Here is a 25,303-nt window from a genome sequence, read left to right as displayed (position 1 = left end):
TCAGGTCCGGTCGAGTGAGGAATGGCGTGATAAAAACCGGCGGTGCAGCGCTTCAACCTGCTGACGCACCTGATCCAGGGGGAGGCTATTATCAATCACATCGTCCGCTCTCTCAAGGCGAGTTTCCCGGGGCATCTGGGCCGCGATGATACGCTCAACCTGATCCCGGGGGTTGTTATCCCGGGCCATCGCACGCGCCAGTTGCACCGCTTCCGGCACATCCACCACCACAACCCGCTCCACCATCGTATGCTGATCGGTTTCCAGCAACAACGGCGACACCAGCAAGACGTAAGGCAGGGTGTATTCGTGGGGCTTCAACTGGCGCGCCAGCTCCAGCCGGATCACCGGGTGTAGCAGGGCTTCCAGCCATTCTCGTTCGGCCGGGTCCTTGAACACAAGGGTTCGAAGAGCGGCGCGATTCAGGGTGCCGTCGCTGGAGAGTAACTGCTCACCAAAGTGCCCGGCAATACGCGCCAGCGCATCGGTGCCAGGCTCCACCACGTCCCGGGCCACATCGTCTGCATCCACCGCATGAACACCGAGGCTCTTGAACAGACCCGCCACGGTGGACTTGCCACTGCCGATGCCTCCGGTCAGACCGATAATTGCCGGGTCGCTCATTTAAACCCCCAAATACGCATACCAGGCCCCTTGAATCTCCGCCCCGAACCACAGACAAAGCAAACCGGCGGCGGCCAGGTAAGGGCCAAAAGGTATAGGAACTTCCCGGCCCTGGCGTTTGAACACAATCAGACTGATCCCCACCACGGCCCCAACCACTGACGATAACAGAATCACCGCCGGCAAAATCTGCCAGCCCAGCCAGGCGCCAAGGGCCGCCAACAGCTTGAAATCCCCGTGGCCCATGCCGTCCTTGCCGGTCACCAGTTTGAACAGCCAGTACACCGACCACAGCGACAGATAACCCGTCACCGCACCCCAGAACGCACTTTCGAAGTCCGTAAGAATCCCAAAAGAGTTGAGAATCAGCCCGAGCCATAACAGGGGCAGGGTAATGCTGTCCGGCAACAGCTGGGTATCGAAATCAATCATCGTCAGAGCCACCAGCGCCCAGACCAGCAGCAATGAAAAGGCCCCGGCCAGTGTCGGCCCCATCAGGTAGATCGTGAATACCGAGAACAGCGCCGTGACCGCTTCAATAACCGGATAACGGGCTGAAATCGGGCTCTGGCAGGAAGCGCACTTGCCCCGCAGAAACAGGTAGCTGATTACCGGGATATTCTCCCAGGCCCTGATTTCATGGCCGCAGGATGGGCAGGTGGAGTCCGGTTTGGAGAGCGTGACCTTGTCATCCGGCTTGCGCTCAGTGTCCGGAACCTCCAGGTATTCCTCACACTGACAACGCCAGTCCTGCTGCATCATTTTGGGCAGGCGCAGGATGACCACGTTCAGAAAGCTGCCTACACAGAGGGAAAAAATCGCGACCACCGTATAGAGAAACCACGGTGTGTTGATCAGGAAGTCTAGGTTTGCCATGGAGCGAGCCGGAGATAGGGGGTGGAACAAGGCGGGGTGGGCTCCGCCTTTTTTGAAAAGCCAGTGTTAGCCAACAACAGCGCCCATCTGGAAGATCGGCAGGTACATGGCGATGATCAAACCACCCACCAGCACGCCCAGTACCGACATGATCATCGGCTCCATCAGGGCGGTCAGGTTGTCCACCATGTCATCCACAACATTCTCATAATGGTCCGCGACTTTTGACAGCATTTCATCCAGGTTGCCGGATTCTTCGCCGATGGCCGTTAATTGCACCGCCATGACCGGGAAGACGCCAACCTGCTTCATGGCTACCTGAAGCTGGGTGCCGCTGGAGACTTCGTCTTTGATCTTGTGAATGGCGTCGCGATAAACCGCGTTACCAGTGGCGCCTGCGACCGAATCCAGGGCATCCACCAATGGCACACCGGCTGCGAAGGTAGTCGATAGCACGCGTCCGAATTTGGCCACGGCGGACTTGTCAATAATCTCACCCATCACCGGTAGCTTGAGGGTGAGTTTGTCCATGGCATCCGAGAATTTCCGTGAGCGGCGGTTGGCCTCTTTGAACAAAAAAATTGTACCAACTATTCCAAGTAACACCACAAACCACCAGGCCTGCATCCATTCAGACAGTCGGACAACCATTTGCGTGAAGACCGGCAGCTCTGCACCGAAGCCCTGGAAAAGACTCTCGAATTGTGGCACCACTTTTACCAGCAAAATAGCCGTTACAATCAGTGCGACGACTACGACCGCAATCGGGTAGGTCATTGCCTTCTTGACTTTTTTCTTCAGAAGTTCAGTTTTCTCAAGGTAGTGGGCAATACGATCCAGCATGTGCTCCAGAGCACCGGCTTTCTCACCCGAGTCCACCAGGTTGCAGTAGAGATCGTCAAAATGCTTCGGGTGCCGGCGCAGCGCACCGGCAAAACTGGTACCTGCCGCAACATCGTTACGAATGGCGGTGACAAGTTCCTGCAGGCCTTTGTTTTCGAGGCCGTCTGAAACAATATCGAAACTCTGAACCAGCGGCACACCCGCCTTCATCATTGTCGCCAACTGCCGCGTGAACATCGCGATATCGAAGGGGGTAATTTTCTTGCTGCCGCCAAAAAGCGGCTTGGGCTTTTTCCTGACCTTGCCGGGAATGATGCCCTGTTTGCGAAGCTGGGCTTTCACCAGGGCCAGATTGGTGCCTGACACCTCACCCTTGGTTTTGTTGCCTTTGCGGTCTTTCCCTTCCCAGACAAATGCCGAAAGCTTTTCTGTTTTTGCTGCCATGGTTAATCCTTACATCAGCCGGTTACCCGGTTGGCCTCCTCGAGACTGGTGACACCCTGCATGACTTTTTCAAGCGCAGACTGTCGCAGATTCCTGAAGCCTTCCGCCTGGGCCTGTTTTGCAATCTTGATGGAGCTGGCTTCTTCCATAATCATGTTCGCCAGCGCTTCCGTAACCTTGACCACCTCGTAAATACCGACGCGACCTTTATATCCCATATTGCATTTATCACAGCCCTTGGGGCGGTACAACGTGAACCCTGTTTCAATTTGTGCGTCTGTGAAGCCTTCCTCAGTAAGGATGTGCTTTGGAACATCCAGAGGCTCCTTGCAGCCATTGCACAACCGACGGCCCAGCCGCTGGGCAATAATCAGGCTGACGGAGGTGGCAATGTTAAACGCCGGCACGCCCATGTTCATCATACGGGTCAGGGTTTCGGCGGCACTGTTGGTGTGCAGGGTAGACAACACCAGGTGACCGGTTTGTGCAGCCTTGATGGCGATATTGGCGGTTTCCAGGTCCCGGATCTCACCCACCATGATGATGTCGGGATCCTGTCGAAGAAACGCCCTGAGAGCTTCGGCAAACCCAAGCCCGACTCGGTTATTCACGTTGACCTGGTTAACACCTTCAAGGTTGATTTCTGCAGGGTCTTCCGCCGTTGAAATGTTCCGCTCGGGGGTGTTGAGTATGTTCAGGCCGGTGTAGAGCGACACCGTCTTGCCGGACCCCGTTGGCCCGGTCACCAGAATCATACCCTGGGGTTGAGCCAGGGCATCCATATACAGTTCTTTCTGGTGTTCCTCGTACCCCAATGCATCGATGCCCATTTGCGCCTGGCTTGGATCAAGGATCCGCAGCACGATTTTCTCGCCCCACAACGTCGGTAAAGTGTTTACTCGAAAATCGATCGCCTTGGTTTTGGACAATTTCATCTTGATCCGGCCGTCCTGGGGGACCCGCCGTTCTGAAATGTCCAGTTGTGCCATGATCTTCACTCGGGCCGCGATCTTGGGGGCGAGCTTGATAGAAGGGCGTGACATTTCCTTTAGAATGCCGTCAGTCCGGTAACGCACCCGGTAAACTTTTTCATAGGGCTCAAAATGAACATCCGAGGCTCCGCCGCGAATGGCATCCAGCAGCATCTTGTTCACATACTTTACAATGGGCGCGTCATCGACTTCCGAGCTAACAACGGCGCCGTCGTCGTCTTTATCGCCCCCTTCGGTCTCAACCCCTTCAAGATCGGCATCGTCCAAGTCCCCCATCGAGGTGTCCTGGGATTCCAGGAATTTGTCGATGGCCTCCCGGAGCCGAGCATCGTCCACCAGCACAGCATCTGTGCTAAGGCCGGTATTGAACTTGATCTCATCCAGTGCCTGGATGTTGGTCGGGTCAGATACCGCTATAAAAAGCCGGTTGCCTCTCTTATAGAGGGGCAGGGCGTTGTGCTTGCGGATCAGCTTTTCGTCTACCACCTTCTCCGGCAGCATCTCCGGCATGAATGCGCTGAGGTCCAGCACTGAAACACCGAATTCCATAGCCGCGGAAAACGCCAGCCCTTTGCTGTCGGCCAGTTTGTTCTGAACCAGATAGGTAATTAACGGGATCTTGTTGCTGGAGGCCTGGAGGAAGGCATCTTTGGCGGTTGCTTCATCCAGCAAGCCGTCCTCTACAAACCGCCGCGCCAGGCCGGTCAGGGTTACATTGCTTTTATTGGTTGCCATAGACGTTGAAGATCGGTCCGTAAGTGGTTGAAACGGTGTTTCAGAAGATTGCCCAGAGTTTAGATGGCTCTCTGCGGATTTAAAAGCCGAACCTCAGGCCAGGCTCGGGTTTTTGGTTACGGGTTGTCGCTGAATGTTAGCGGGGAGATGACCAAAAGTGTCAGTCGGCGACGGGGAGCGTCACGCCTCTATTGGTAAGGGCGGTCTTCGAGACTATGTTTTAGGATTTATCTATTGTTATTAAACGATATAATTTAAATTTTGTTGGTTGGCATGAGTGATGCTTATAAGTGTTTAGGCTCAAACGGTTCGGGGCGAACGCTCTGCCGATTCCCGGGCCGGGAAATATAAAGACGACACAAACACAGAGGTCACACATGAAAAACATGCAAATCAATCACGCCCAGAAGGGTTTCACGCTGATCGAATTGATGATCGTTGTGGCGATCATTGGTATTTTGGCTGCGATAGCCATTCCTCAGTACCAGGATTACATCGCTCGGTCGCAGGTTAATCGGGTTATGGGCGAGACTGGTTCGCTTAAAACTTCCGTTGAAGATTGTATTCTGAATGGTAGATTAGTTGTTGGTGCTGCTGCCGGTGAGTGTGATCCAGGTGCGACAGGTTCAAATTTGCAGCAGGGTGCCGGTAACACAGCGCCTGGTGCGGTTCTTCCTGCAGGAACTGACGTACCGACAGTGGAGGCTAATTTGATAGCGACGTCTGCTATCACGGCCACGTTTGGTAACAACGCTGCTGCAATTCTGCAAGGTGACGAGCTGATTTGGACTCGTTCTGCCAACGGCAGTTGGGCATGTACTACAACCGTTGATCCTGAGTATGTTCCGAATGGATGTGTAGCCCCAGCAGCCCCGTAACATAATAATTATGGACAGGGTCAATCATCATATCGATCATGGACAGGCATACATAGCCTGACCTGATCCCCAAAGGCCCGGTGGCATCTAAGCCCCGGGCCTTTGCTTTTTGTGGCGCGCCTATTCCAAGTTTATGTTTGGCATGGATCGCCATGGACAGGCACAACATAACCGGCATGATCATGGACAGGCACAACATCGCTTGACCTGATCCCCAAAGGCCTGGAGGTTTCGACCCCCGCAGTTTGATCATGGACAGGCACTGCATAGTCTGCCTTGATTCCCAAAAGATTGATCATGGACAGGCACAATGAAAGGAAAGCATGGACATGCGCGAAGTGTGAATAGACACTAATTGCCTAATTGCCTAATTGCCTAATTGCCTAATTGCCTAATTGCCTAATTGCCTAATTGCCTTTCTCGACAACTACGAGTGCCGATCCTGCGGCCATGCCTTTCGCCCGCTCGTTGGCAGGTTGATCATGGACAGGCACAACATAACCAAGAACGAACCACGACTGACGAGTGGTTATAAACACTGGAAATTGCCACCGCTTAGCCCATGGACAGGCACAATATAGTCTGACCTGAACCCCACAAAGCGGAAGCATGGGCAGGCACTTCTATGCAGGCACTCCTCAGCCTTCAGTTGCCTGGGGTCACCGGAACACTGGAGATAAAGCTTTCGATGACGGGTGCGAACAAATCAGGAGCTCGGTATGGGCCGTCATGGTTCACACCGGGCAGGGTCGCAAGCGTCGCATTTGGCTGACAGTTGACGAGTTGTTCCGCTATCATCGAGAACCACGTATAGGTGTCAGTGCCCTGCACAACCAGTGTCGGAACTTCCAGCTTGGAGAAAGCCTCGCAGCTCAGTGGCTCGGCGGGGTCCATCGCCAGCCAGGGCTTTACCGTGCGCCCGTTTTCCCGCCACATCTTCACTGCCATTTCCGACTCCGCCAAGGCGCCCGCCACCGGCAGTTTGAATACCGCTTCAATGAGTCTCAGCGCAGCCTCCTCCGGTCGATTTTCCTTGGCGGCCGTTACGGCTGGCCCAAAATGGCTACGCAATTCTTTCGTAGCATTGTCGCTGCCGGGCAGACCCGTGAGTAGCGACTCGATGGACGGTTCATAGTGGACAATAGAGCGGAAGAGTTCCGGGCGTCTCAGCGCTGCATGCGCCCCGATCCCACCGCTGTAGGACCAGGTCACCAGGTGAACCGGGCCGGCATCGAGACCTTCAACGAACGCGATGAGATCGCGTACATGAGTTTTCGCGCTCGATTGATCATGGACAGGCGCTATAAGCCTCCCTGGATATCGACATCGTCGCCAAGCCCCACGCGGCATGACGCTGGCAATGAAGCATGCCGGTCAGATTGCCCTTATGCCGTTTCTGACAGTCGTCTCCCGGATCGGCAGCAGCGCCTGGCAAACTGGATAATCGATTAGCCAAAGGAACGCATGGACATGCACCCACCTAGGCGGCCCGCCTTCGATCGTGCCGGTACTGCTGCTGGCTGCTGGCTGCTGGTAGGTGGCCTCAAACCGGATGGTTCGCTCGCGCTTTCCAGGTTTTTTAGCGCGGCTAAAGGCCTCTGGTGTCAGGCGTTCGGGGAACCATGGTATGCTTTAATTTGTCGTCGTGATGAGGGAGAGGCACAACGATGGACAGGCACAACGCAGACCTGCAAAAGATTCAAATGAAGAGTGGTCAGCAAGGCTTTACTCTGATCGAACTGATGATCGTTGTGGCGATTGTTGGTATTTTGGCGGCGATTACTATTCCGGCTTATCAGGATTATGTTGAGGAAAACCACGTTAAGTCCTGTTTGGCAGAAGTGGAAGCGCAAACTAAGGATTGGCTGATTGAATATTCTCAAGATCCTACTATTGCCAACCTAACTGCAGCTAAAGTGGATTCTTGCGAGACGATCAACGCTCCTTCCGTCGCTCCAACTTCTGACGGTGCCGCAGTTACGAGCTGGACAACAGCCACGGCTAAAGATTCCGCAGCTACCACGATCACCTGTGATGGTTCTGGAGCTTGTCAATGATCAACAATGATAAAGGACAGGCACAACATAGCCCAACCTGGCCCTAGTAGGAGCGGTTTCAACCGCGAATGCCGTGCGTGCCCGAAAGGAGAATCGCGACTGAAACCGCTCCTACAACTGCCGGTGTTGCTTTAATATCCGGTCTCCACGCTCTATCCTGTTTCTGCCAGACACCTACAAAAAAGGTCCCCCATGCAATTCGCCTCCCTCCTGCCCGATGTCATCACCCTTGCCGAAGCCGCCAGCAAGAAAGTGCTGGAAATTTACCGCACGGATTTCAACGTCGAGTTCAAAGCGGATAACTCGCCGATCACGGCAGCGGATATGGCGGCCCATCACATGATTGTGGATGGTTTGCGGCAGCTGAGTCATGACATACCGATCCTGTCGGAGGAGTCTGCCAGCGCCCCCTGGGCCGAGCGCAAGCACTGGTACCGGTTCTGGCTGGTGGATCCGATTGATGGCACCAAGGAGTTTACCGGTCGCACCGGGGAATTTACGGTCAATATCGCGTTGATCGAGCACGGGATTCCTGTTCTGGGCGTAGTGACGGCGCCGGCATTGGGGGAGGTTTACTGGGGTGCGAAAGGTGAGGGCGCCTTCAAGCGGGACAAGGCGGGACGGGTGCATCGCCTGAATGTGGTGGTGCCGCCGTCCATCAAGCGCGTAGTAGCGAGCAAGAGCCATCTTAATAAAGAAACCGAAGACTTCATCGAAACGCTGGGCGAGCATCGACTCGTAAAGGCGGGCAGCTCACTCAAATTCTGCAAAATAGCCGAAGGCCAGGCTGACATCTACCCGCGCCTCGGGCCGACTTGCGAATGGGACACCGGCGCAGCCCACGCCATTCTGAGCGCCGCCGGGGGCAAAGTGGAAACACTCGATCGCAAGCCGTTGCGCTATGGCAAAGAAGAGGTTCTGAACCCGCACTTTGTGGCCTCGGGAAAGTGGTACTGATCGTTCCCGAAATGACCATGGACGAAAATGACCATGGACAGGCACAACCTGGCACAAAAAACGCCCTCGCAAGTTCGCTGCTAGCTCCGGCTTTTAACGCTTCAGCGCCGAAACCGGCACCTTCACCCGCTGCGCTCGTTGCATAAAGCTGATCAGCACAATGGCCCGCTCCTCTCCATCGTAAGCCTGAAACACGGCATCCAGCCCGGCAAACGCGCCGTCCTGCAACTGGATGGTTTCGCCGGCCTTGATGCCGCCACTCTCAGCCACGGTATCAAGGCTCTGGCGGATGTGGTCGATCACTTCATTGGCAATCAGCGCCGGTTTATTGGCAAAACTCACCACCCGCAACACGCCCCGGGTCGAGCGAAGCTTGGCCCACAGGGGATCACTCTGCTCGATGTCGATAAACAGGTAACCCGGAAACAGTGGCTCAAGCCGGCTGGTACGCTTGCCGGCCTTGATTTTTTCCACCGCAATCTTGGGATAAAAACACTGGGCGTCCTGATACTGCAGGTTGTCCAGTGCCCGGTCGCCTTGGCCCGGTTTATGTTGGATGGCATACCATGACATGAGGAGCTCCGATAGCCCTAACCGATGGGCCTGCCCGTAAGTCGGTCAAGCCGGTCAGGGATTATAAACCGCGAGCCTATCAGTTATGACCCAAAAGAGAATCAGTGTTTTACCCGATGGTCAGCACCGGACGTAGCTTGTTTAGACCAACATGCGTATAGCAACACGACGCCTTTGACAAACTTTTACGTTTGCACAACATAAAGCCGCGTCTTTCCACGCTTTTTCGGTTGTGTCCCGTGCTTGATCACGTAGACTTGCGCCCCTTCCAAAGTTAAACCTGTGTCACAAAATGAATCTATGACCTCAAAGCACTGGACTCTGGTCGGTGGGGCGGTAGCGTGCCTGACGCCGGTTGCGGTTATCACATCCCTTGGTTTGTTCAGCCTGCAGGCGCAGGCGCAGTCGCCGCAGAGAGACCTGGCCTTTCCCGGCTACAGCGGCTTTCTGAACGTGCCTTCCGCCACGGTGCTTAACCGCGGGCAGGCGGCTGTGCAGTGGTCGGATCAGGCGTATATCAATACCAGGTACCATTATGAGGATGGATATCACCACCTCAACAACGTATCTGGGACATTTGGCATTTTCCCCAATGTGGAACTCGGTGGTCGTCTCACTTGGGACAAAACCCACGCAGGTCGCTTTGTCGAATTTGGTGGCATTCGCGATCTCTCCGCCAATGTAAAAATCCAGGCCCCGTTCATCCCGGAAGAGTGGTTCACCCTGGCCGCAGGTGCTCAGGATCTGGGCGGTGAAACCGGCGATTTCGAAGCGTTCTACCTGGTCGCCGGCCGCCAGTTAGGCCCGGTGGAAGTCGCCCTGGGCTACGGCAAGCCGGAAGCAACACCCCGTTACCTGGATGGTGCTTTCGGTGCCGTCAGTTACCGGCCGCTGCCCTGGCTGAGCATCATGGCGGAACACGACAGCCTGGACGCCCGCCTCGGCATCGGCGCCACCAGTCCCCAGGGCTGGCTGCCCTATGGCCTGCAGGTAAAAGGCAAAGTCCTGGCCTGGGACGAAGGCGACACCGACAACGATCGTCACTTCGCCTCCCTCGGCCTGTCCATGCCCTTCGGCAACGCACCGCGCAAACAGCGCCTGCAACCCGTGCCAGCAGCCCCGGCCGAAGAAAACGCCAACAAGGCTCAGAATGCCCCGCCACAAGCCGGGCAAGTGGCAAGCACAACCGAGACCAGCACCAAATCCACCCGTGAAGCCGGCAAACAAACCGCCCGGCAAATCGGCGAACACCTGGTCAACGCCGGTTACGACCGCGTACGCACCGCAAGCGACGGCGACACCCTGCACATCTGGTGGGAGAACAACCTCTACAACCGGGACGAGCGCGACAGCATTCTCGACGTCGCCCGCACGGCCCACAACGCCGTTGGCAGCCACCAGCAAGCTGAACTCACCCTGCTCAACCAGGGCTTGCCGGTGCTCAGCCAAACCGTCGCCCTCAGCGAACAGCAGCCGTACCGGATAAAGGGCCAGTTTGCGGAAACCACGCTGTTTAACAGCCAGCAACCGGAATGGGATTTCGAAGGCAGCTACGGCCCCAGCTGGAAGCCGCGCCTCACCCTCAGCCCGTCCATCAGCAGCGGTGTCGCCACTGAATACGGCGTGTGGGATGCCTCCGTTGCCCTCAGCTCCGAACTGGCCTTTTCACTCTGGCCCGGCGCCCTGGCGTCCGCCCGCTACGATGCGGAAATCTACCAGACCGACGACTTCGACAAAGGCGGCGTATTCTACAACAGCCGGCAACGAACCGGCCTGGTCGAAGCGGACATCCAGCAAGCGTTCAAGCTGCACCCGCAGCTGCTCACCGCCTTTCACGCCGGCCGTTACGCCCTGGATTATAACGGTGGCTTTAATGAAACCCTGCTGCTCAGCCCGGGTGGCCGCCACGCCGTCGGCATCCTGGCCGGCCGCTTCAGCCACACTAATAACCGCGGCGACGACAGAACCCAGGCCCTGGCCCAGTACAGCTACTACAACCCGGGGCTGGACGCGCAATTTACCGTGTACGGCGGCCAGTTCTTCGCCGAAGACGAAGGCATTCGCCTTGATTCGCGCTTCTGGTTCGGTGATTACGCCCTCACGCTGCAATACAAGAACACCGACGCCGAATTCGTCAGCCTGGGCTGGGTGATCCCACTGACCCCGACCAAAGGCCGCCAGTTCAAATACCTGCAAATCAAAGGCGATGCCGACTTCAACTACGCCGTACAAACCCGCATCAACGAAGACGCCAATACCGTCTCCTTCGGCGGCGCCGGCATAGTGAACTCATCCAACCCCTTGCGGGAGGTCTATCTCAACCGCGGCCGAGCGGCTCAATAAACCGGCAGGTAACGAAAACCAAACAAAAATATGTACTTTATAAGGGTATAAAACTTGTGTTTCGATAGTCGTCACATATAGTGACTAGCGAAAATTTCACAAAAATCAGGGTTTTCCACCGCTGCACGGCACATCGTCGTGCGGCAAATAATCAGAAAAGCGCGTGCAGCAAGAGTCAATCTCAGGAGAAGAGGCAAGTATGACTAATGTAAAGCAAGGAACATTCAAAAAGAAACTGCTCGCCATTGCGGTACTGGCGTCGGCCATGGCCATGACAGCGTGCTCCGGCGGCAGTTCTTCCAGTTCGGACGACGCACCCAGCGAACCAACGGGTGAATCAACGGGTGTGGCCTACGACGGCTACCTGCGCGGCGCTACCGTGTGTGTCGACGAAAACCTGAATAACGCCTGTGATGACCAACGGTCTACCACCACCATCAAAGGTGGCGTCTACCGCCTCACCGGCCTGGATGCCTCCCAGTTGCTTTACCCATTGGCTCTGGAAGCCAAAGCCGACGTCACCCTTGATGAAGACACCGGTGAAGCCGTCAGCGATGGCTTCATCTACGTAGCCCCGGCCGGCGCCAAAACCGTTTCCGCGTTCTCTACCATCATTCAGGGAGAAACCGAGCGCCGCATTGCGGCTGGCGAAACTCCCGCTCAAGCCCAAGCCGCCGCCAAGGCCAAGCTGGCAACAGATCTGGGCATTTCAGCCGATATCGATCTGACCGACTTTGATGCCGTGGCGGTCTCAAAGGCCAATGAGAAGAATTCCGACGTGGCGCTGCAACTGCGGGTACTGAACCAGGTTGCTACCCAACAGCTGATTAGAACTGTGAAAAGCGCGCCTGCAGGTAGCGATCCCTCAGCCACGCTTTACGTTGCAACTCAAAACGTTAATGCCAAAATGGCTGACACCCAGAGTTTGGTGAAAACCAAGCTGGCCGGTAAAAACCACATCGATATTGAAGTTGCAGAGATGGTAAGCATTGCTCGAGACACAGCCCAGGATACGTCGGTTAAGGTTGGCCTCGTCACTGCTGCTGCCGTTATTGCAGCACTTGATCTGCGAGAAGACGTTAAGCAGAAGATCCTGGACACCATCGAAAAAGCACAAGACGCCCCAGCTACCGGTGCAACCGGCGGAACCGGCGCCAGTGGCACTAGCGGGGTAAACTAAGCCGTAAGCCCCGGGGTCAGACCCCGGGGCATTTCCCCCCGTATAACGGGTCTGACCCAGAATCCCCCCTACCGTAAGCCAAGCCAGTAAGCCGCAGCAATGTGTACACCCGATTGATGAAAACGAACAACCTGACCCCCAGAACCTCTTTCCCTGGTATGCTGGCTGCCCGATCATCAGGCGCAGAGCAAGACCCGACAACACAAAGGATCCGGATGAAATACTGCCTCGCTGCCCTTCTGGCATTTACCCTCAGTGGCTGCTCAGCAATACCGGGGTCGCATATTCCGTACGGCTCTTCAGACTGGTATTCCGACGACGGCGAAGAGTTCGATATCGAAGAGCAGGTGGAAATCTACCAGATCACCCCGGCGCTGATTGGCGATCTACTGGCCAGGGGCGAGCCGACGCCGACGTTCAATGCCGATCTCGACGCGCAAATGAAGGCCTACGACTACATCGTCAGCAGCGGCGACGTCCTCAATATCACGGTCTGGGACCATCCCGAACTGACCATTCCCGCCGGGTCCGAGCGCAGCCCCCAGGAAGCCGGCAACTGGGTCCATCACGACGGCGCCATCTTCTACCCCTACGTCGGCGAAGTTCAGGTCGCTGGGCTGCGCGTCACGGAAATCAGGGCAATCCTCCGGGAGCGCCTGAGAGAGTACATTCAGGATCCCCAGGTCGATGTCACCGTGGCCGCATTCCGCTCCAAGCGCATCTATGTAACGGGCGAGGTCAACCAACCCGGTACCCAGCCGATCAGCAACGTCCCCCTGACCCTGCTGGAAGCCGTCAGCCAGTCAGGCGGCCTCACCGAGGCCGCCGACTGGAGCGATGTCACCCTGACCCGTAACGGCCAGACCCAGCGCTACTCGTTGCGGGAACTCTACCAGCACGGCAATACCAGCCAGAACATCCTGCTGCTCTCCAACGATATCGTCCATGTTGCCCGTAACGACGCAGCCAAAGTCTTTGTCCTCGGTGAAGTTGAGGACCCGCAGTCCATCCGCTTTGGTCGGTCCGACCTGACGCTGGCGGAGGCGCTCACCGAAGCCGGCGGTTTTGTTCAGGCCACCGCCGATGCCAGCGGTATCTTTGTCGTACGTAAAGCCCCCCTCGGCAGCGACAAGCTGGCCCAGGTGTTTCAGCTAAACGCCCGTAACGCCACCGCCCTGGTGCTGGCCGACCAATTCAAGCTGCAGCAGCGGGACATCGTCTATGTCACAGCCGCACCGATCGCGCGCTGGAACCGGGTGATAGCACAGATACTGCCAACCGCCCAGGCCGTCTACTTCTTCGGCCGCGCCGAAGGCGAAGTCAACAGGGTTGATTGAAGCGGCCATGTTTAACAACATTCTTGTCATCTGTGTCGGCAACATCTGCCGCAGCCCCATGGCGGAATACCTGCTGCGGGCGCGCCTGGCGGAAAACACCAGCAAACAGGTGCACTCCGCCGGCATCGGCGCCCTGGTGGGCAAACCGGCGGATGACACCGCACTGGAACTGCTGAAAGAGCAGGGCATAGACGCCAGCGCCCACCGGGCCCGGCAGGTAACCACAGATATGCTGGCCAAAGCCGATCTGATACTGGCCATGGAAGCACGCCACCTGAAACGCCTGCACGACATCGCCCCGCAAATCCGCGGCCGCGCCTTCCTGCTGGGCAAATGGCAAAACGGCCAGCCCATACCGGACCCCTACCGGCAACAGCGCCCGGCTTTCGAACACGCCTTCAACCTGATCGACCAGGCCACCACGGCCTGGCTTAAGTATCTCGATTAATAAAAGTACCTGGATAACTAACTGCTAATGACCGACACCAAGCTCCCGCCCCAACAAGATAACGACGAAATCGACCTGCTGGCCCTGTTTGGCACCCTGTGGGATGGCAAATGGCTGATTGCCGCCGTCACCCTGGTGTTCACCGCTGTTGGCGTGTTCTATGCCCTGATCCAGCCCCCCGTCTACCGGGCCAACGCCCTGATCCAGGTGGAAGAAAAACAGGGCGGCCTGCCCGGCATGGAAGACCTGGGCGGCCTGCTGGAATCCACCTCCAAAGCCGTCACCGAAATCGAGCTGATCAAAAGCCGTCGGGTACTGGGTGAAGTGGTCGACAACCTGAACCTGGACATCATCACCACCCCGGATTACTTCCCTGTGGTGGGCGCCACACTCGCCCGCCGTTTCAACGGAGAGCCCCTGTGGGGTGAAGAGAAGGGCGAAGGGTGGGGCGAAGGCTACGCCTGGGGTGGCGAAAAGCTCACCATCACCCGCATGGACGTACCGGGCGGATCCGGTGATTACAGTCTGGAGACCGGCGAGAACGGCCGTTGGAAACTGTTCAACGAAGATGAAGAACAGGTGCTGGAAGGCGAAATCAACACCCCGGCCGAAGCCAACGGCTTTGGCGTCATGGTGATCGAACTGGTCGCCCGCCCCGGCACCCGCTTCAACATCACCAAGCGTAGCCACTACGCCGCCACCATGGATCTCCAGATCGCGGTATCGGCCTCGGAAAAAGGCAAGAGCTCCGGCATCATCGAGCTGGCCTACGAGCACACCAAACCAGCCCTGGCCCAGGCCGTGCTGTCTGAAGTGGGGCAGAACTACGTGCGCCAGAACGTTGACCGGGCCAGCGCCGAGGCGGCCAAATCCCTGGCGTTCCTGCGCGGGTCCCTGCCGGAGGTCAAGCGGGACCTGGACGTTGCCGAGAAAAAGCTCAACCAGTACCAGGTCGAAGAAGAAACCATCGATATCACCGCCGAAGGCTCTGCGGTGCTGGAGCAGATCGTCAACCTGGAAACCCGCATCTCCGAACTGGAATTCCAGCGCGCCGAGATTGAACAGCGCTTCCAGCCCACCCATCCGCGCTACAAAGCCTGGGCGTCTCAGATGGCCGAACTCAAAGTCCGCCGCGCCGAACTGGACCAGCGCCTGGGCCGCCTGCCAGCAACCCAGCAGGAACTGGTGCGCCTGCGCCGGGATGTGGAAGTCGGCAACAAAATCTACCTGCAAATGCTCTCCAACATCCAGCAGCTGGACATTGCCCGGGCCGGCACCGTAGGCAACGTGCGGGTCGTCGACGAAGCCGTCGTCAACATCAACGAACCGGTAAAGCCGAAACGCCCGCTGATTGCAGCCCTGGCCCTGCTGCTGGGCGGCATGGTCGGCACCGGCATCGTGCTGGTGCGCGCCATGATGAACCGCGGCGTGGAAAACCCGGAAGACATCGAGAACATCGGACTTCCTGTCTACGCCAGCATCCCGCTGTCGGTCACACAAAATGAACTGGAACGAAAACGCACGCGGCGGGAACTACGCGATAAAGAGCACATCACCCGCCTGCTCGCCTTCGAAAACCCCGCCGACCTGGCCGTGGAAGCCCTGCGCAGCCTGCGCACCAGCCTGCACTTCGGCATGATGGACGCCAACAACAAGATCCTGATGATCAGCGGCCCCAGCCCCGGGGTGGGAAAAACCTTTGTGTCCAGCAATCTCGCGGGCGTCATGGCGCTGGCCGATCAAAAAGTGCTGCTCATCGACGGCGACATGCGTAGAGGCTTCTGTCACGAGGTTTTTGACGTCACCAAGGATAACGGCCTGTCCGATATCTTGGCCGGCAAAGCCACCCTCGAAAACGCCGTTCACCAGACCGAAGTCCTCAACCTCCACTTCATTGCAAGAGGCACGGTGCCGCCCAACCCGTCGGAGCTGCTGATGAGTAAACGCTTTGGGGAATTCATGGAGCAGGCCTCAAGCCTTTATGACCTGGTGATCATAGACACGCCGCCTCTCCTGGCCGTGACGGATGCAGCCATCGTCGGCAAGCACGCCGGTACCACCATGATGGTGGCCCGGTTTGGCGTGAATCCGGTCAAGGAAATAGAACTGACGATGCGCCGCTTCGAGCAGAATGGTGTGGAAGTAAAAGGGGCCATACTGAATGCGGTGGTGAAGAAGGCGTCTGCCTATGGATATGGTGGTTATGGTTACTACAACTATGAATATAAGTCGGAAAAAGCGTAAAAGCGACAGGTCAGCACAGCACTGTCCTTTGCCAATTGCTGTGATACCTGCCAAAACCAGGGGTGGTGAGGGCTTTAACGTTGGTAACCTTACTGACCTTTCGTACCTAAGTTGCCTGCGGACGCTTGTTTTCAGGGAAAACGTTAGGGCGCCAGTTGGTAAGCGCTGCGGCCGGTCACAGTGGATCGACAGGCTGGCAATAAGCTTGTCTGCGCTGCCTCAGTTTGTAGCATGTTCCCTCTCACGACTAATGACTAAACGCTTTGCAATGGATCATCTGAACGCATTGTATATCGGGCTGATGCTCGTCCGTCTACGGCAATCTGCATGACGTCTCGTTAGGGCGAGATCACCGAATTTGGTTAATCCAGCACGAAGATTCGCCCGGACGGTTTGAATGCTTCAAGGTTTGACTTTCCCCGACCAAGCTATAGAGCCTTTCGTAACATGAGTATTTTTAATCGCAGCCGAATACTTCGTGACGGCGGGTGGGTTGCTCTCGGGCAAGTTCTCAGCGCGGCTGCCGCACTGATATCCATCCGCATCATGACTGAGCTGCTCTCTCCCGAAGAATTTGGACGCCTTACATTGCTGGTTGGCGCTGCCGCCTTGGCGCTTGGCCTTGTCTCTACACCCCGTCTTCAGGCGGTAATCCGGTTCTACCCAGAATGCAGCAAAAATGAGCGCCTCTGGATATTGCGCCGAGCAGCAGGAAGCCTCATTTACAGCCTTGTCATGGTGGCCGCGTTGCTGATTTCGCTCGGTGGTGGCATCATTTCAGTGGTCAGCGACCAACTGTGGCACATAGGGCTGTTGATCGCTGCCATGCTTGTTATTGACTCACTCTACGCGTTTGAACAGGCCTTCCTTAACGCTGCCCGTCGGCAGCGCGCCGCAGCAATCGTGCAAACAGCTAACGCATGGTCCAGGCCATTGATGGCGATCTGTTCAGCGTGGTTATTCGGATACAATGCAGAGGCTGCACTTGCCGGTTACATCGTTGGCTCAGGTTTGATTCTAATCGCCTCAAGATGCCTTGTTCGGTTCGAAGGGTCCTTGCCGGAACCTCGCATCATTACTCCCTCTGAGTCGGAAGCCCAGATTGAACTTTCGACGGCTATTAAGCGCTACGCTTTGCCCCTTGCGCCGTTGGCAGTCTTCGGGTGGCTCAGTGGCATGGGAGATCGCTATATCATTGCCGGGATTCTGTCTTTGTCAGAAGTTGGTTTATACGCGGCGGTATACGGATTGGCGAGTAGGCCCTTCCTGATGTTATCCACCATAATCGAACAAACCTTGAGGCCGATACTGCAGAACGCAATCGCTGATGGCTCAAATAAAGAAATAGATATCGCCAAAAGGCGGATGCTGATAACAAGCAGCATCGGTGCAACAGTCGGTGTAACTGCTTTCGTCTTTCTGAAAGATCCTGTCGGATATGTTTTTCTGGCAGAAGAATACCGATCAGCCATTGACCTGATGCCTTGGATCGCATTAGGTTATGCTCTCCTTTGCATTTCTTCAATCTTTACAAGATTCTGTTATGCATTCGACGCCACTCGATATGTTCTCGCACTCACTGTTTCGGGGTCTCTGATCGGCATCGCTGTCTTGATCCCGGCAGCGATTTTTTACGGACTCCATGGTGCTGTTCTTGCGGTCCCTGTCCGCTTCGGAATCGAATTGGCGCTATCTAAACTCCTATCACGCAAGGCTGAACGTAGATACATAATTGCGCAGAGAAGAACTCATGAATCCGCGTAAATGCATTGGCTCAGCTCATGGACCAAGCTGTCGGCCGATCTCTTTCAGTATCGAACATGCAGCCAAGGCTCTGCTGGTCGCCGGCTCTATATACGCCATCATTGTGCTCCTCGCACTCTTGTTGTCGCGGGTTGGCGTCGAAGATCAATTTTGTCTGGCGTTGGTGCATGCAGCAGGTGCCACGGCTTTGCTTCTTTTCTGGAAGCTGGGTCGGTGGGGGAATGCACGTTACAGCGCTTTCGGTGCAGCTCTGCTGCTTGTCGGCTGCGGGTTCAGAGTTCATGCATTACTGGATGCACTCTTCTATGGCGCCCGGCTCGAGAATATATACAAATATAGCAATGTCCCGCTCCCGGACCCTGTCTTCGATTTGTTACTGAAAGGCGAATTGATCACCGTAGCAGGATTATTGATTATAGCCTGCAGTTGGCGCCTGAAGGTCGGGCGGGGGGTGGAACTTTATTCGTTTCTGTTCAGTGCACGAGCTGTACCACTGAAAATTTCGGTTTTAGTCTATGGTGTTGCTTTTGCCGTTGATGTCCTCAGAAGAGTTACAGGGGTATCTTTCGGGCCGCTCGAACAAGTTGCGTCCTTGTTTTTTGTGACGGGTATTGCATCTACCTACTTCATAGCTGCGCGCCGGCAGTCTGCAATAGGTCAAGTGGTGTTGGCAAGTCTGCTGGCACTCCCCTTGTCAACACTTGCGTTGGATAGCGGAATGAAAGAAGAGATTTTTTTTCCGTTTGTACCCGCGGGCATCCTTTACTGGATTAATTTTCGCCAGCTGAGTGCAAGACTTTTCGTGATCTGTGCTGCGGCGATCGTTCTTGCCATATCTCAGCTCTATGTGCATAACGTTCGCGAACTTTCCTGGAGAAGTACAGGGGACCTAGACATCCCCACAACAGTTCTGGTGGCGAGTTTTGTATACAACCTACAGGATGCTCAGCTCATGGACGCGCTCGATGACATCAGTTCGAGGGTCAACATGACAACAGCTCATGCCATAACGGTAACCCTTGCAGATCAAAATGGATATGAGCCCGGAGCTGTATTCGGCTTGATCCCGGCGAGCGTGGTACCACGCATTCTTTGGCCCGGGAAGCCCACCATGCAACCCGGCGCCATGCACACAGCTAGGATACTTGGCATTCCGGGTCCTCTCTCTGAAATCAGCTCGTCAACGGCTGCCGGATTTGCTACTGAACTTTATCTCGGTGGCTGGTGGATCGGGGTGCTGCTTGGAGCAATCACTTTCGGCTGGCTGCTTGCAACTGCCCAGCAATGGGCGCATCGGTTTGGCAGAGGGTTCGGTCACCAAACACTGTGTTTCGTCGCGCTTTATTGGACGCTTCGATTTGACGAGAAGCACGTCGTTTACGCGTACACATCCATTCTTTTCGTCACCATTTTTATCTGGATGCTTGTCAAGACAGCAACGGTGTTTGGTATCCGGCACACCTTAACGAGTCGTTAGGAAAACGCCACCGCACAATAAGTCTAATCTTCAACCGCACTGAAAAAAAACAGGCTTTCCAGTGCGGCAGGCGGGGAACTGCAGATCCAAAAGGAGCTTCGCCAGTCTTCCACTTTTGCGATCCAGCCAGATTGACGGGATTGTACCTAAAAGAGGTACGAACATGACTGTTAAGCTCAAACTGCTCTTCGTAAGCGAAACTTGGAACGGTTTTTCCGCCCTGTCGCTATGAGCGTCCTTGAAGGTGTTGAGTTGGACGATATAGGTGAAGATCATTACCGACCTAAGGTACGCAGCCTGTTCATACCTAATGTCAATCGGCTGCTGAAACCACTTTACAAATGAGAATTGGCTGCTGAGATTCTCAGGTGATGCCTCGCTCTCAAGACCGACGTTGTAATTGCTTATAAACGAAATTTCATGACGGCAAGCAAATTGCTTGCAGTACGCTCCATAGTCACAAATAAAGTCAATGTGTTTCCCCACGCCTCACATTTATAATCTAGGCATGCTAAAGGTCCTAGGTCAATACGACCTGGTGATCTCTACCAAGCCTGATCACATTGGCATATAACTTACGGATATATACCAATCATTGCGTTTTTGTTCCACAAGGATACGATCCGAAGGTCCATTGCTGGGCGGATCCTACCGAATTGCAAGATGGCAATGTTGTGATCGCCGCCAGCAAGCTGCCGGCCCTAATGTGAGGAATTGTTAGTCGAAGTTGGCCGGCTGCTGCCAGATCGGACGGTGTCGGTTGCGCGGGCCGGACTTGGTTGGGCTGAGCAAAAAAGCAATTTTCCCTCGCGCTGGCAGTTTCCTGGGCCTATCTTCGGCCGTGCCTACGGTGAGTTTGTTCGCCGTGGGAGGATCGTCATCGCCCCGGTGCACACCGATGTAGTGATTGACGGCAAACAACAACCAGGTGATCAGGATACGACGCGCACCTGTGAACTGGCTTCCGCGGGCACTTTCTTCTTGCACCGGCGAACGCCGTTTGTACAGCAAGTGTACGAAGAAGACACGGAGTGCGGTTTCTGGGACGATGCGGCGGAACTGGCGGAGAAGATCCGACACTTCCTGCCGCTTGAGCGCAAGCGCCAGACAATGGCGCCTTCAGCTCGCCGGCGGACGGTACCAGCCTATTCAGTACCTGCACGTGCTCATGAAGTACTTACTCATATCGAGACCCTCGTGAAAGGTGATTCAAGTCAATGGCTATAAGCGTTGTCCATTTCATGCGCGACCCTCGCCCCAACGTCTTCAGCATCGAACGCCTGTATGAAGACGTCCGCAATGCCTTGCCGGTCGACTGCGAGGCGGTCGAGTGGGTGTGCCGAAATCCATCGACCGGTTTCTGGCCGAGGTTGCGAGATGCCTGGTCAGCGCGAAAGGCACAGGGTGATATCAATCACATCACTGGGGATACGCACTACCTGACGTATTTTCTCGATCGCCGGCGCACGGTTCTGACCGTGCATGATCTGGTGACCATCGAACGTTTTAAAGGGCTTAAGCGTCTGGTGCTATGGTTCTTCTGGTTCTGGCTGCCCGTCATGCGTAGCCGCATGGTGATCACGGTCTCGGAGGCCACCCGTCAGGCATTACTGAAGTCTGTGCGCTGCAGCCCGGACAAAGTGGTGGTCATCCACAACCCTGTTTCCGAAGAGTTCCAGCCGGCGGCGAAGACGTTCAACACAGAAATCCCCCGGATTCTCCAAGTCGGCACGAAATTCAATAAGAACGTCTCCCGCGTTGCCGAGGCTCTCGCCGGGATCCGCTGCAAGCTGGTAATCATCGGCTCGCTGAACTCGGAACTGGGGGGGGTTCTAGCGAGACACGAGATCGACTACGAAAATCATGTGGGCCTGAGCCGTGAAGCGCTACTTGACCAGTACGTAAAGGCAGACATGCTGATGTTCGCCTCCACCTATGAGGGCTTCGGCCTGCCGGTCGTTGAAGCCAATGCCGTCGGACGCCCCGTCATTACTAGCAATCTTTCACCTATGACGGAGGTTGCAGACGACGCAGCCTGTCTGATCGATCCATACGATCCAGGCGATATCCGCGCTGGTGTGGCGAGAATCGTCAATGACTCAACTTACCGGGAAAGCCTGATTGCTGCCGGCTACCAGAACGCATTGCGATTTCAATCGACAGCGGTCGCCGAGAGCTACGCTGCGATCTATAGGAAGGTTGCTCAGTGAGAATCACCCACATCGTTCCCCACATTAGCGCTGAAGCATCCGGACCTTCCTATTCGGTCCCACGGCTCTGTCGGGCGGTTGCCGGGCTTGATCATGAAGTCACGCTGTCCTGCCTTGCCGCCGGGCGTGAGATTCCAGGTGTGGCGCTTTCCATTCACCCGTCTTGGCCAGTATTGCAGCGTTTCGCGTTGTCACCCCGTCATACACTGGCACTGTGGCAGGCAGCGAATGAGGTGGATATCGTGCATAACCACAGCCTGTGGTCGATGGTAAACGTCGCAGCTGGCTGGATCGTGCCGGGAAAGCGCGCAAAGCTGGTGACCTCTCCGCGCGGTACCTTGTCGGAGTGGGCACTGTTGCACAGCAAACGGCGCAAGCAGTTGCTGTGGCCGCTGCAGAGGCGCGTTCTGGAACACGCCGACTTGCTGCACGCCACCTGCGAGGAAGAGTATGCGGAAATCAGGAAGCTCGGATTGAAGCCTCCGGTGCTGATTGCGCCGAACGGAATCGATCTGCCTTTTCTCCATGAGCGCCGGTCCAATCCGGACACACGCTCACTACTGTTCCTTTCGCGTGTTCACCCTGTCAAGGGCATCGAGAACCTGCTTGACGCATGGGCCGGTCTCGAGCGGCAGCATGCCGACTGGCAGCTACGCATCGTTGGCCCCGGTGATGCCGATTACATGGAGGAGTTGAGGGCACGGGCGTCACGCAATGGGTCGCGCCGGGTCGAGTTTGCTGGACCGCTGTACGGTGCCGAAAAGGATACTGCTTACCGCAATGCAGATTTCTTCGTGCTGCCGACCCATTCCGAGAACTTCGGCATGGCCGTGGCGGAGGCCTTATCGCACGAATGCCCCGCCATCGTCAGTCACGGCGCGCCTTGGGCCGGGCTCGAAAAGGAAGGTTGCGGCTGGTGGGTTCCCAATAGTGTCGACAGCTTGCGGAGCACACTGGAATCTGCAATGGCCCTTCCGCAGACAGAACTTCACGCTATGGGCGCCAGGGGCCGGGCATGGATGGAGCGGGATTTTTCTTGGGAGGCCATCGCAGCATCGATGGAGGCGGGTTATCGCTGGATGCTGGAAGGCGGCGCGCCACCCGATTGCGTAAAAATCAAATGACGCAACCGCCATGAATCATGTTGAGGCGCGAACAGAGAATACACTCCTTTGGCCCTTGTTAGTTGGGCTGATCGCTGATTACACAGGCATCCGATCATCAAGGAAACCGTCATGAATGCGGCAAACATCGGACGAATCGCTGAAATCGTTCTCGGGCCACTGGGCTTCAGCCGCCGACTTCCGCAAGGCTCCGGTGGCGGGCTGATCCGGGTAAGCTCGAGGGTTGGTGGTTTGAAGTACCTGTTCAAGGCGTCGGATCGCTGGGATCCAGAGCTTTTGGACATCGCGGGGACCCTGGTGTCACGCAACGATAGCGTCTGGGATGTCGGTGCCAACGTCGGCTTGTTTTCAAAAGCCGCCGCATTTCATGCAGGCACACAGGGAATCGTGCTGTCGATTGAAGCCGACTTTGATGTTATCGCATTGCTGCATGCTACGGCACGACGGAGTTCTGAAAGTGAGGCAAAAATGACCGTCCTACCGGTAGAGATTGCAGATCGACAAGGAGTACTGAGCTTCGCAATTGCCCGCAGGGCCCGCGCAGCTAATGCCATCGAGGAGTTTGGTTCGACTCAGACGGGGGGGGGGGTGAGCGAAGTACGAACCCTGCCTTGCATGACACTTGATAGTCTGCTGTCACACTTACCTGCACCGGATGTGTTGAAAATCGATGTTAAAGGCGCCGAAATTCTGGTTCTGAATGGCGCCAAACAGATTCTGGAGCAGGCACGTCCCAAGGTTTACTGCGAGGTGTTAGCCAAGACCAGAGAACAAGTGTGCGAGTTGTTTGAAGGATTTGGCTATGTCGTTTGAGACGGCCAGGGATATAGCCACGGATTTGGTGAACAAGTCACCGATACGACCTCGAATATCGTAGCTATACCGTCGGCGTAGAACGGAGTTTGACTTATTCATCAGCTCACCCGCCTAGCGAACAGCAGGCAACAGCCACTCGTCAGGTGGTGCGGCTCCTGTTGCGGTTGTCATCATCTCTCTCAATCAAAAGTTGATTACCGCCAGTTTACCAACAGTTCTGGCAACGAAAATCTGATTTCTTCTCAGTGTTCACCCTTATCAAGTTGCAGAAAGATACGACGCTGACTTCGATAAGAGAAGGCACTGATACCACGCTTGAAAAGCATTTACCCGCGGGGGTGGACCTTGACGTTTGGGAGGTTCTCTGTCGATGTGCGGGTGTTTGAGCCATTGTCAGGAAAGATATTCGTGGTTTCGAGGCTGCATGATCGGCCAAAACGTTTTTGTTGATCAAATTCATTAGTCAATGAGCAAGGCCGTATAGATGACTTCAAATAACTCCAGTTGGAAGCCGGGAAATGCACGGGTTGCGGTAGTTATGATCTCCTTAAATGAAGCGCATAACATGGAGGCTGTTCTGGAAAACCTGAAGGGGTGGGCCCAAGAGGTTTTCTTGGTGGACAGCTGCAGTACGGACGCTACTGTGGATATCGCTCTACAGCATGGTGTACATGTGGTTCAGCGGCCATTTAAGGGGTTTGGGGACCAGTGGAATTTTGCGCTTCGAGAATTGCCGATTGTCGCTCCTTACACTATGAAGCTGGACCCTGACGAAAGGTTGACTGATGAGCTCAAAGCTTCGTTGCGGGAGCTGACGCAGCGCACCGCAAGTCAGGGAATCGTTGTGAATCGGCGGCTATGGTTTATGGGAAAAATTCTACCGGTGAATCAAGAAATTCTTAGATTATGGAAAACCGGTAGCTGCAAGTTCACCGATGTCGCTGTTAATGAACACCCGCAAGTTGAAGGTGAAATGGTACTTGCCTCGGGGTTTCTAGAACATCATGACAGCCCAGGCTTGGATCATTGGGTGGTTAAGCAAAATAGATATACCACTGCAGAAGCTGTGAGCCAGGCTATGCACAAGCCACTGGCAGTTGATCCGGCATTGTTTGGGAATGCACTCCAAAGAAGAATGTGGCTAAAGCGTTACTTTTGGAAGTTTCCCGGCCGTTATTTGATTTTGTTTCTTTACCATTTTCTGGCTCTTGGTGCTTGGAGAGCCGGCAAGGTGGGTTGGATTTGGTCCCATTTGCGCACCGAGGTATACAGGCAGTGGGAGTACAAGCGGTTTGAGATCGAGCAAACCGGGCGGCTTCCCGCCAGCATTCCGTCCTATCCTGGCGAACCGGATGCCCGGGTTCCTTTCTACGAGTAACGA

Annotated in this window: 21 protein-coding genes; 15 read left to right on the top strand and 6 right to left on the bottom strand. The window is 55.7% G+C overall.

All coding sequences use genetic code 11. The annotated features are described in order from the left end of the window. From coaE to pilB, 4 genes are all read right to left on the bottom strand, one after another. Entirely contained in the window at nt 1-624 is a 624-nt protein-coding gene (gene coaE / locus F6Y09_RS14410; protein ID WP_152207633.1) for a dephospho-CoA kinase, read from the bottom strand. Further along, nucleotides 625-1,500, bottom strand: a complete 876-nt coding sequence (locus F6Y09_RS14405; RefSeq protein ID WP_152207632.1) for a prepilin peptidase — start codon at nt 1,498-1,500, stop codon at nt 625-627. It lies immediately after the preceding gene. Nucleotides 1,501-1,566: 66 nt separating this feature from the next. After that, complete coding sequence (locus F6Y09_RS14400) at nt 1,567-2,787, bottom strand: type II secretion system F family protein (protein ID WP_152207631.1); 1,221 nt, start codon at nt 2,785-2,787, stop codon at nt 1,567-1,569. Nucleotides 2,788-2,801: 14 nt separating this feature from the next. Further along, the gene (pilB, locus tag F6Y09_RS14395) at nt 2,802-4,514 is read right to left on the bottom strand and encodes a type IV-A pilus assembly ATPase PilB (protein WP_152207630.1); all 1,713 of its coding nucleotides are present in this window, start codon (nt 4,512-4,514) and stop codon (nt 2,802-2,804) included. A 377-nt stretch (nt 4,515-4,891) separates the two neighbouring features. Here pilB and F6Y09_RS14390 point away from each other — a divergent pair, with 377 nt between their 5' ends. After that, entirely contained in the window at nt 4,892-5,392 is a 501-nt protein-coding gene (locus F6Y09_RS14390) for a pilin (RefSeq protein ID WP_218944174.1), read from the top strand. A 645-nt stretch (nt 5,393-6,037) separates the two neighbouring features. Here F6Y09_RS14390 and F6Y09_RS14385 read toward each other — a convergent pair. Continuing rightward, nucleotides 6,038-6,742 carry an alpha/beta fold hydrolase gene (locus tag F6Y09_RS14385; protein ID WP_152207629.1) on the bottom strand — a complete coding sequence of 235 codons (705 nt, stop codon included), beginning with the start codon at nt 6,740-6,742 and terminating at the stop codon, nt 6,038-6,040. 353 nt (nt 6,743-7,095) lie between these two features. On the opposite strand from F6Y09_RS14385, the gene F6Y09_RS20715 reads away from it, so the two are divergent. Together F6Y09_RS20715 and cysQ are read left to right on the top strand one after the other, a co-directional pair. Further along, complete coding sequence (locus F6Y09_RS20715) at nt 7,096-7,449, top strand: pilin (protein ID WP_281348223.1); 354 nt, start codon at nt 7,096-7,098, stop codon at nt 7,447-7,449. Between the two features lie 192 nt (nt 7,450-7,641). Continuing rightward, nucleotides 7,642-8,406, top strand: a complete 765-nt coding sequence (gene cysQ, locus F6Y09_RS14375) for a 3'(2'),5'-bisphosphate nucleotidase CysQ (protein WP_152207628.1) — start codon at nt 7,642-7,644, stop codon at nt 8,404-8,406. A gap of 93 nt (nt 8,407-8,499) precedes the next feature. Here cysQ and rfaH read toward each other — a convergent pair whose 3' ends face one another. After that, nucleotides 8,500-8,979 carry a transcription/translation regulatory transformer protein RfaH gene (gene rfaH, locus F6Y09_RS14370; protein ID WP_152207627.1) on the bottom strand — a complete coding sequence of 160 codons (480 nt, stop codon included), beginning with the start codon at nt 8,977-8,979 and terminating at the stop codon, nt 8,500-8,502. Nucleotides 8,980-9,279: 300 nt separating this feature from the next. On the opposite strand from rfaH, the gene F6Y09_RS14365 reads away from it, so the two are divergent. The 12 genes from F6Y09_RS14365 to F6Y09_RS14310 all read left to right on the top strand — a co-directional run bounded on the left by F6Y09_RS14365 (nt 9,280) and on the right by F6Y09_RS14310 (nt 25,300). Next, complete coding sequence (locus tag F6Y09_RS14365) at nt 9,280-11,322, top strand: YjbH domain-containing protein (protein ID WP_152207626.1); 2,043 nt, start codon at nt 9,280-9,282, stop codon at nt 11,320-11,322. Nucleotides 11,323-11,521: 199 nt separating this feature from the next. Beyond that, nucleotides 11,522-12,502: a hypothetical protein gene (locus F6Y09_RS14360; protein WP_152207625.1), complete on the top strand. Its 981-nt coding sequence runs from the start codon at nt 11,522-11,524 to the stop codon at nt 12,500-12,502. A 215-nt stretch (nt 12,503-12,717) separates the two neighbouring features. Next, nucleotides 12,718-13,839 (top strand): polysaccharide export protein, encoded by a 1,122-nt coding sequence (locus F6Y09_RS14355; RefSeq protein WP_152207624.1) that lies wholly within the window; start codon nt 12,718-12,720, stop codon nt 13,837-13,839. 7 nt (nt 13,840-13,846) lie between these two features. Beyond that, on the top strand, nt 13,847-14,287 hold the full coding sequence (locus F6Y09_RS14350) for a low molecular weight protein-tyrosine-phosphatase (protein WP_152207623.1): 441 nt from the start codon (nt 13,847-13,849) through the stop codon (nt 14,285-14,287). A 27-nt stretch (nt 14,288-14,314) separates the two neighbouring features. Next, nucleotides 14,315-16,531, top strand: a complete 2,217-nt coding sequence (locus F6Y09_RS14345; protein WP_152207622.1) for a polysaccharide biosynthesis tyrosine autokinase — start codon at nt 14,315-14,317, stop codon at nt 16,529-16,531. Between the two features lie 447 nt (nt 16,532-16,978). Then, on the top strand, nt 16,979-18,295 hold the full coding sequence (locus F6Y09_RS14340; protein WP_152207621.1) for a lipopolysaccharide biosynthesis protein: 1,317 nt from the start codon (nt 16,979-16,981) through the stop codon (nt 18,293-18,295). Then, a complete protein-coding gene (locus tag F6Y09_RS14335) occupies nt 18,282-19,772 on the top strand; it encodes a hypothetical protein (RefSeq protein WP_152207620.1) in 1,491 nt (496 codons plus the stop codon). The genes F6Y09_RS14340 and F6Y09_RS14335 overlap by 14 nt, the downstream gene beginning before the upstream one ends. Before the next feature lie 714 nt (nt 19,773-20,486). After that, nucleotides 20,487-20,999, top strand: a complete 513-nt coding sequence (locus F6Y09_RS14330) for a glycosyltransferase family protein (protein WP_152207619.1) — start codon at nt 20,487-20,489, stop codon at nt 20,997-20,999. After that, nucleotides 20,990-21,982: a glycosyltransferase family 4 protein gene (locus tag F6Y09_RS14325; protein ID WP_152207618.1), complete on the top strand. Its 993-nt coding sequence runs from the start codon at nt 20,990-20,992 to the stop codon at nt 21,980-21,982. Before F6Y09_RS14330 ends, F6Y09_RS14325 begins: the two co-directional genes overlap by 10 nt. Next, nucleotides 21,979-23,106, top strand: a complete 1,128-nt coding sequence (locus F6Y09_RS14320; protein WP_152207617.1) for a glycosyltransferase — start codon at nt 21,979-21,981, stop codon at nt 23,104-23,106. Before F6Y09_RS14325 ends, F6Y09_RS14320 begins: the two co-directional genes overlap by 4 nt. Before the next feature lie 111 nt (nt 23,107-23,217). Further along, nucleotides 23,218-23,919: an FkbM family methyltransferase gene (locus F6Y09_RS14315; protein WP_152207616.1), complete on the top strand. Its 702-nt coding sequence runs from the start codon at nt 23,218-23,220 to the stop codon at nt 23,917-23,919. 487 nt (nt 23,920-24,406) lie between these two features. Further along, nucleotides 24,407-25,300: a glycosyltransferase family 2 protein gene (locus F6Y09_RS14310; RefSeq protein ID WP_152207615.1), complete on the top strand. Its 894-nt coding sequence runs from the start codon at nt 24,407-24,409 to the stop codon at nt 25,298-25,300. Nucleotides 25,301-25,303 lie beyond the last annotated feature (3 nt).

Source organism: Marinobacter changyiensis (assembly GCF_009193265.1).
GTDB classification, from domain to species: domain Bacteria; phylum Pseudomonadota; class Gammaproteobacteria; order Pseudomonadales; family Oleiphilaceae; genus Marinobacter; species Marinobacter changyiensis.
This window is presented reverse-complemented; position numbering and strand designations above follow the sequence as displayed.

Excerpts from the sequence above, each read along its gene's own strand:
- F6Y09_RS14365 (WP_152207626.1), top strand. The coding sequence starts at position 9,280 with ATGACCTCAAAGCACTGGACTCTGGTCGGTGGGGCGGTAGCGTGCCTG.
- F6Y09_RS14405 (WP_152207632.1), bottom strand. The coding sequence starts at position 1,500 with ATGGCAAACCTAGACTTCCTGATCAACACACCGTGGTTTCTCTATACG.
- F6Y09_RS14400 (WP_152207631.1), bottom strand. The coding sequence starts at position 2,787 with ATGGCAGCAAAAACAGAAAAGCTTTCGGCATTTGTCTGGGAAGGGAAA.
- F6Y09_RS14385 (WP_152207629.1), bottom strand. The coding sequence starts at position 6,742 with ATGCCGCGTGGGGCTTGGCGACGATGTCGATATCCAGGGAGGCTTATA.
- coaE (WP_152207633.1), bottom strand. The coding sequence starts at position 624 with ATGAGCGACCCGGCAATTATCGGTCTGACCGGAGGCATCGGCAGTGGC.
- rfaH (WP_152207627.1), bottom strand. The coding sequence starts at position 8,979 with ATGTCATGGTATGCCATCCAACATAAACCGGGCCAAGGCGACCGGGCA.
- F6Y09_RS14355 (WP_152207624.1), top strand. The coding sequence starts at position 12,718 with ATGAAATACTGCCTCGCTGCCCTTCTGGCATTTACCCTCAGTGGCTGC.
- F6Y09_RS14360 (WP_152207625.1), top strand. The coding sequence starts at position 11,522 with ATGACTAATGTAAAGCAAGGAACATTCAAAAAGAAACTGCTCGCCATT.
- F6Y09_RS14315 (WP_152207616.1), top strand. The coding sequence starts at position 23,218 with ATGAATGCGGCAAACATCGGACGAATCGCTGAAATCGTTCTCGGGCCA.
- F6Y09_RS14350 (WP_152207623.1), top strand. The coding sequence starts at position 13,847 with ATGTTTAACAACATTCTTGTCATCTGTGTCGGCAACATCTGCCGCAGC.
- F6Y09_RS14345 (WP_152207622.1), top strand. The coding sequence starts at position 14,315 with ATGACCGACACCAAGCTCCCGCCCCAACAAGATAACGACGAAATCGAC.
- F6Y09_RS14335 (WP_152207620.1), top strand. The coding sequence starts at position 18,282 with ATGAATCCGCGTAAATGCATTGGCTCAGCTCATGGACCAAGCTGTCGG.
- F6Y09_RS14310 (WP_152207615.1), top strand. The coding sequence starts at position 24,407 with ATGACTTCAAATAACTCCAGTTGGAAGCCGGGAAATGCACGGGTTGCG.
- F6Y09_RS14325 (WP_152207618.1), top strand. The coding sequence starts at position 20,990 with ATGGCTATAAGCGTTGTCCATTTCATGCGCGACCCTCGCCCCAACGTC.
- F6Y09_RS20715 (WP_281348223.1), top strand. The coding sequence starts at position 7,096 with ATGAAGAGTGGTCAGCAAGGCTTTACTCTGATCGAACTGATGATCGTT.
- pilB (WP_152207630.1), bottom strand. The coding sequence starts at position 4,514 with ATGGCAACCAATAAAAGCAATGTAACCCTGACCGGCCTGGCGCGGCGG.
- F6Y09_RS14340 (WP_152207621.1), top strand. The coding sequence starts at position 16,979 with ATGAGTATTTTTAATCGCAGCCGAATACTTCGTGACGGCGGGTGGGTT.
- cysQ (WP_152207628.1), top strand. The coding sequence starts at position 7,642 with ATGCAATTCGCCTCCCTCCTGCCCGATGTCATCACCCTTGCCGAAGCC.
- F6Y09_RS14390 (WP_218944174.1), top strand. The coding sequence starts at position 4,892 with ATGAAAAACATGCAAATCAATCACGCCCAGAAGGGTTTCACGCTGATC.